7 protein-coding genes are annotated in these 6,724 nt (G+C 61.2%); 3 read left to right on the top strand and 4 right to left on the bottom strand.

Going from position 1 to position 6,724, the window contains the following annotated elements; genetic code table 11:
• Positions 1-237: 237 nt before the first annotated feature.
• Positions 238-1,272: a hypothetical protein gene (locus ACFE7K_RS09940; RefSeq protein WP_375398030.1), complete on the top strand. Its 1,035-nt coding sequence runs from the start codon at positions 238-240 to the stop codon at positions 1,270-1,272.
• On the top strand, positions 1,272-1,682 hold the full coding sequence (locus ACFE7K_RS09935; protein ID WP_375398029.1) for a hypothetical protein: 411 nt from the start codon (positions 1,272-1,274) through the stop codon (positions 1,680-1,682). The genes ACFE7K_RS09940 and ACFE7K_RS09935 overlap by 1 nt, the downstream gene beginning before the upstream one ends.
• 102 nt (positions 1,683-1,784) lie before the next feature.
• On the opposite strand, the gene ACFE7K_RS09930 is transcribed toward ACFE7K_RS09935, so the two are convergent.
• Positions 1,785-1,985: a hypothetical protein gene (locus tag ACFE7K_RS09930; protein WP_375398028.1), complete on the bottom strand. Its 201-nt coding sequence runs from the start codon at positions 1,983-1,985 to the stop codon at positions 1,785-1,787.
• Positions 1,986-2,185: 200 nt separating this feature from the next.
• Here ACFE7K_RS09930 and ACFE7K_RS09925 point away from each other — a divergent pair, with 200 nt between their 5' ends.
• Complete coding sequence (locus tag ACFE7K_RS09925; RefSeq protein ID WP_375398027.1) at positions 2,186-3,403, top strand: hypothetical protein; 1,218 nt, start codon at positions 2,186-2,188, stop codon at positions 3,401-3,403.
• Between the two features lie 276 nt (positions 3,404-3,679).
• On the opposite strand, the gene ACFE7K_RS09920 is transcribed toward ACFE7K_RS09925, so the two are convergent.
• The 3 genes from ACFE7K_RS09920 to ACFE7K_RS09910 form a co-directional block, all read right to left on the bottom strand.
• Positions 3,680-4,849 carry a glycosyltransferase gene (locus ACFE7K_RS09920; RefSeq protein WP_375398026.1) on the bottom strand — a complete coding sequence of 390 codons (1,170 nt, stop codon included), beginning with the start codon at positions 4,847-4,849 and terminating at the stop codon, positions 3,680-3,682.
• Positions 4,849-5,784, bottom strand: coding sequence for a hypothetical protein (locus tag ACFE7K_RS09915; RefSeq protein WP_375398025.1), 936 nt, complete (start codon positions 5,782-5,784; stop codon positions 4,849-4,851). The genes ACFE7K_RS09920 and ACFE7K_RS09915 overlap by 1 nt, the downstream gene beginning before the upstream one ends.
• 72 nt (positions 5,785-5,856) lie before the next feature.
• Entirely contained in the window at positions 5,857-6,618 is a 762-nt protein-coding gene (locus tag ACFE7K_RS09910) for a DUF2334 domain-containing protein (protein WP_375398024.1), read from the bottom strand.
• Positions 6,619-6,724: the final 106 nt, after the last annotated feature.

Here is a 6,724-nt window from a genome sequence, read left to right as displayed (position 1 = left end):
AAACCACGCTCTTGTGAATCCCCTCACGATTCAAATCAGCTTAAAACCGCTCTAGAGCGCAAGGCCGCAGGCAACGTATTTGATCAGGGGGTCAATTAGATCAAGTCGAAATGAACATGAAAGTCGTTGACTAGACTGCAAAACAGTTATCGGTTGGGCCTGCAAGCCAGGCGCCGATTCGCAAGTTGCTCATCGCTGCCGCCGGTTGCCTGTAGTACAATCGCACGGGAGTACGACATGCGACCACTTGGTTTGCGGTTCATTGCACCTGTTCTACTTTTGAGCGCCTCTGGCTGCGCCATCAATGCCCTGCGACTGGAAGGTACCAACAGGGTTACATTGACGGCGAATGCTGTTGTTACGCAGGCCAACGCGGCTCTGGACTCGATAAAGATACATCGGCAGGACGCGCTTTTCACGTTGATCGCCAGCGATCCTAATTGCCCGCCCGTCGATGAGATTTATGTTTTCGTTCCATCAGGGCCGCCAATTAGGGGGGCGCCGCTGCCGCCATTGTGTGCGAGCGATAAAGACCAACAGCTTGTCGGCTACCGCACGAAACTCTTACATTTCACGAGTGTCAGTGGGGATCGGCTTAAGCCAACGGTGCTCATGATCGGCGCCGTTGCCGAATACGCCGCTGCGCTCAAAGCGATTGCCGACCGCCCGAAGACCGACGTCAGCGCCGTTCTTGCGTCGGCAGCGCAAAAGGCTGCGGACGCAAAGGCGCTTACGGATGCCGTGCTTCCTGATGTACTTCCAGCTATACCAAATCTGGAAACAAAGCAGGCCAAAACAGCGACTGCGCTTGCCCAGTTCTTTGTCGATCTGGCAGATGAAGCAAGCCGCGCGAAAGATGTTGGCAGCGTTTATCGAAAACGTGCAGCTGACATCGACGCCATCCTAGACAGCCTTAAAGAAGAAATTGTCGACTGGAACAGCGCCACAACGCGGGCTTACGCGGAAATCGAAACGAGCTCCCTACGTCGCGCCGATATTAACGAACGAAACGGTCTCGGTTTTGAAGCGCGAAGGGCGTTTCTTAAGCTCATCCAACAGGCCGAGTTCGAACAGGCGAGTATAAAAAAGGTAGCAGATTCATTTGAGGAGGCCGTTGATGCGCTAGCGGCAGCAAACGGTGGCCTTGGCAAGCTATTGCGCGGCGATCTGAGTCCCGAGCAGCGGACTCAAGAATCAAGGATCAACGAAGAGCGCATCTTCAAGGCGCTCAAGCTTACCGTCGATGCTGCAACCGCCTGGGGAGTTATCTGATGGCGACACTCGCAGAAACCATTCGATCGGGGAGCGCCTTCCGAGACAAGCTGTCGGCATTGGCGGAAAGAGGTGACTTTTCTGACGCCGAACGCGACGGGTTTTCACGCCTTCTCGCGTTTTATGCTGATCGGCTTGCCAGTTTTCTCACGTCGCCTCGATATGGCGACACGTCCCCATTCTACGACAATCCCAAGCATTGGAGCGATGAAGGCAGCCGCGTTGCAGACGCAGCAGCGCCAAACGACGCTCCTTCTCAACAACCAATCTATGATGCCGCCAACAATGGCGGTGATGCACTGGAAACCGTTACCAAAATACCAGAGATCAAGGGTTTTCTGAACAAGTTGACGGCCTCGGCCCCAGCCTTGCAGGGCGCGCTGCTCATGAAGGGGTTTTCAAATGAATGATATACCCCGCATTTATTCGCCGCCGCTGCCGTCTGTCCCTCTGGCACCGGCACCCGGGCCTGCCGCGCCAGCGCCGAAACAGTCCGCCGCAAGCGACCCGCCCTATTTGGCGAAGTTGATGACGATGTTTCCGGCGGAAGCCGTGACACTGTACACGCTCGCATCGAAGGCGCCGATCAGCCCGGTCGTAGGAGCGCTGGTGGCGGTCGTATCGCTGGTCGTGGTGCGAGCAGCGGCGTACCACTCGACACAAACAAACTCGACGAACTGGTTGGCGGTGATGGTGTCGGCGGTCGCCTTCATTTTGTGGGTTGCGTCTACGGCAGATCTTGCTCTTCTCCACACATTCTCGGCGGCAGCCACCGAAAACGACGTGACTCACTGTCAAGCTATCGCGGCAGTATTCATCGCCGCATGGACGTGGGTGATGCCAAGCCTGGTGAAGCTTGACGCAACTTAAAAGACCAGTCCCAGCGATCCCAGGTCTTATCTAGGAGGCGGTAATGGCTTTGTTTGGCAAAATCTCAGTCGCTATGGCTACCTTTCTTATATTGGTTATTGTCGGCCTGAGCCCTTCCGGTGCGCACGCCTCGAGCTACTCTTGTGGCACGTCAGGCGGCGGCGTCCACTGCTACGGACAGGTCCGCTGGACGGACGCCAGCGAAATATTTGCCGCGTCAACCGTCGTTTGGCCGCTAAAGCTTCAGTGCAACGGCTGCGACGGTTTCGTTGACGATGAAATGTGGCTCGCTGACATGAATTCACCCAAATGCCGAACCAATCAGTTTGGCGCATGCTGGGTAGAAGTCGGTTTTATCCGCGGAACTGGGCGTAAGAACACGGACTTTTTCTGGGCTGATGTCCGACCCGGACACGGCTTCAGTTTTCATTGGTTGGGAGCGATCAACGGCGTCACTGACGATCTACAGTTCTTGATAGTGAAAGATACCTCCCAAGGTGCAAATTCGACGAGCTTTTACGTGGTCGTTGCGCAAGCCAATCTCAATGCCGTGGTCCTCCATTCCGGCAAGTCTACCAAAAATTCGATGATCGCGACGACCCAGACGATCGGTCAGGAGTTGGCGGGCTCGAAGGGCTCCGCGGCCGATGCGGAATTGTTCCGGCTTTCGCAAGTCTCGCTTTCGTCGAACCAATTTGCGGCTCCGGGGGCGCTGGTAAATCGATCAACGAGCGGGGTAGTGAGCAACGATAACCCGCCTCTGGGAGGTTGGCTTTTCTTCCCCGCCAATGTTTCGGGCGGAGGCTTTGTGACCGCTTGTTGCGAAAAGCAGATACCCGTTCCATCGCCGAACAATGGGCCTGCGCCTCGGCCACTCTCGTTGGAGCGGGTCAAATCACTGGCAGAGCGTGGTCCGGATGCCGCCGGCACCGCCGCGTTACAGGGTCCTTTTACCAGTGCTGAGCGCTCCCGGTCTCAGATCGCCGCATTCCTGGCGTCTCAGACAATGCTCGGTCGAATCGACGTGCGGGGCGCAAGGTTGGGACGAGTTGAGCTTTTAAGCGCACGCGCCGCTAGTGATCGCCTAGACGCACTCGATCTCGGATTGCCTGGTGCGACGCCGGTTTTACTGGCTGAGGTAGCCGGACGGTTCGCGATGTCTGGGCCGCGTGGTACGAGGATTGCGACTTTTTCGAAGGCTGAATTAGTCTTCGATGCCCGCACCGGTAATCTAGTGACATTGATGGTGCCTGAAAACTGAGACTCGCCTTCGAAAAGTCAGATGCCGCCTGATCGTGCACGATCTACCGAATATCCGTCTGCAAAAGACCGCGTAACGACCGTATGTGCGGACTTCAGCGCGCCGGCGGGGGCCGGCGATGCGCCGGGCCGGTTGTTCATCGACAGCAGCTGCATCACGGTCGACCGTTGCGCAGGTGGCGGAAAAAGGGGGCCTTGGCTTATGGTATCGGCAGTGAGTCCGGCCCCTAATATCGATACCGGCCGGGGATCATCACCTGCGCACCAATCGGCGGGGTCAGGCCGCAACGCGCGCGCCATGGCTCTCGTACAAGGCGAGGAGTTCGTCGAAATGCTCGTCCATAGTGCGGATCGAAGATGCACTCGACGCGGCACGGCGGCGATGTTCGTCGGGCGCGTCCGCGAGAAATGCCGTGAGGCGTTGCGTCAGATCGCGCACATCGCACGCCGCGTAACGCAATCCTTGTCCTGGCCGGTGGTGATCTGCTGCCCCTCCACGATCGGGAAGAATCAGCGGCAGCCCGCTCGCCGCTCCTTCAGCGGCCACCATACAGAAGGTCTCGGCCTCGCATCCGTGTATTACCGCGTCGGCACTCGCCAGCATCGCCGCCAGCCGCGCACGATCGGCCATCGCCGGCGCAATCGTTATGTGTGGCGACCCCCGCGTTGCTCGGATCACCCGCGCGCGATCTCGCCCGGCGCCGAACAGGACCAGCCCCACCGCATGCGCCGACCCCGCTGCGAGGACAGCCTCACAGATCATTGGCCAGCGTTTCTCGGCCGCTAGCCGGCCAAGACCGATCAGCAATGTCGCCTCGGACGGCAATCCGCATTGCGCAAGCATCTCTGCCCGCAACCCGGCATCGCGCAGACTGGGCGAGAAGACGCCCGGCTGCACCCCCATCGGAATCGTCTGAGCTTTGCCCACGCCTCCGGCGCGCAGCCGAAGCGTCAGGTCGTTGCTCGCGCTCACCACGAAATCGAACCGCTCGTCCAGCCGCCTCAGATGGCGCCAGTACCACTCCATCCGCCGGTCGATCATCTCGATCGGGAACAGGCCCTGAAGCCAGCGATACGGATAGGCCGACAGGAAGTCGCAATGCATGATCAGCGCGCGGGGCGCTTTCCCGGGCCAGCGCCCGACCATCGCGGCGCTCGTCCACGGCGAGGCGACCTCGACCAGGTCCGGCCGCCACCGGTCGAGTGCAGCGTGGAGCCGTTCCTGGTCGTCGAAATAGTGATAGTCGCGATCAAGCGGAAATGGCGGCGCGGCGATCGTCGCTATGACGGCGCCCGGCGCTACTTCCTCGATCCGGTCCTCGGGCCCGGGCGCAAGGATGACGACCTCGTGCCCTGCGGCCGGCACCGCTTTCAGCTTGCGCTCGACATAGGTCCTGACCCCGCCGCCCGCCGGCGTATAAAAGGCACAGACGTCGACGATGCGCATTACAGCGCCTCCATGTCCGCCGTCTCGCGCGCGAGGTCGGCCATCGCCAGCGCTGCGCCGATCACGATTTGCCCGACGAAGATCACGCCAGCCACCAGCGCCACCGTGTTGGCAATATCGGGTGCGCCGTGCAGCATTCCCGCTGCCAGCCCCGCGAACACCACGTCCTTGTTGGGCAGGAACGGCAGGCGGGTAACGAACTGCCGCCCAGCTGCGAGCAACAGCCACCATCCCGCCGAGACATCCGGCACCACCATCGACCATAGCAGCCCGATCATCGCGGTCATCGCCAGTGAGCGCAGCAAGTGGATCACGCCGATTCGCCAGAACTGGGCGCGATCCATCGCAAGCAACCGCTGCCGGAACAGCATCACTGCCATCGACGACGCGACCAGCAACACCGCCGACCACAGCACGTGCGGTCCCATCGCCCCGAACTCGAGCGGCCCGGGCAATGCGATGGCTGCGAGCAGCAGTGCAATCGTCACCACGTTGCCGGCCAGCGCCGACAACACTGCGACATCGCGTACTGCCCCGAACGGTGACCCCGGCACCGCCGCACGCCGTCGCGCCCACAGATAGAATTGCAGCTCGCCTGAATATCCGAATAGGAGCTCGTTTGATGCCGACTTTCTGTACAACGCGCCCAGCCCTGCCCAGGGCAATGGCCACAACCCGCGAAAGATCAGGAAATCCGCAACCGGTTGGATCGACAGGAACACCACGATGCCCGCCCAGAACCATGGCGTCGCCGGCGTCATGTGCCATAATGCGACCAGATCGCGCTGCCCCAGCGCCTTGGCCACGACCAGCAGGATCGCGAACGAGAGCAGCGGTCCAGCCCGACGGATCCACGGCGCCGCGACGCGATCGCTCGCATCCCTTGCCCAGTCGGCAACCGTGGTAACGTGCAACGCACGCGCAGTTTGTGACATTTCACCCATGCGTCGGCTGCCTTCCTGCCTTCCGTCTTTTCCCTTCCCCCGTTCAAACAGTCCGCCGCCGCCTCACGCGCCTGTGGCGGCCACAAGCTCGCGATACCGGGCGAAACGCGCGCCGCGCGATAGCGTGCCGATCGTCCGCGCGATACTGTCGGTCAGTGCAGGGACGCTGGTGTCTCCAGGATGAACGGCGACCCGCATCCACGGCCGCCGTGGCAGCGCCGCACGTGCCAGCGACGCGACCGCCAGCGACGACGCGATCCGCCACCGGCTGCGGCTGGCCCACGTGATCACTGGCCCCTTCGCCACGACGTCGCTCGTCTCCGGCCGCCACACTTTCATATGATCCTCGGCAAGGGCGAAGCCTTCATCGCTCAACGCCCGCATCGCGCCGTCGCCATATAGCCACGCAGGTGCGATGAATCCGGTCGCGGGTCGTCCGATAATGTCCTCGACGAGCTTGCGCCCGTTCGCCATCCTGGCGCGCGCCGTAGCGTGGTCGAGCCCGAGAAACTCACCCTCTCCCGCGGTCATCCGCTTGGCTTTGAACTGGGCCCGCGCGCTCGTGTGCTCGCTTTTGTCCAAATGGAACCAGCCATGCACGAACATGTCGACTCCCGCGTCCGACCAGGCGCGCAGGCGGGCGGCGAATGGCGTGCCGCCACGAATCGGTGCGTCGCCCCAGTGATCGGGCACGACCAGCATCGCGTAGCGCGGGCCATCGGTCATCCCGGCAGAGACGAGATCGGCAAGCCGGTCGACCGCGCCTTCGAACTTCGGCGAGACATCGTGGATAGAAACGAGCAGACTGGGTTCGGGTCGGGCCATGCGCACCAACGATACAGGTTACATCAGTTGCGTGCCGCTATGCCCGTTTCGGGCGGATCACAAGCGGGCGTTTGTCGCTACCTGTCGCGCGGGCACCAGTGGCAGC

It is taken from the genome of uncultured Sphingomonas sp., assembly GCF_964244265.1.
Taxonomy (GTDB): domain Bacteria; phylum Pseudomonadota; class Alphaproteobacteria; order Sphingomonadales; family Sphingomonadaceae; genus Sphingomonas.
Note: the sequence above shows the minus strand (reverse complement) of the source record. Positions and strands in the feature narration are given on the sequence as shown.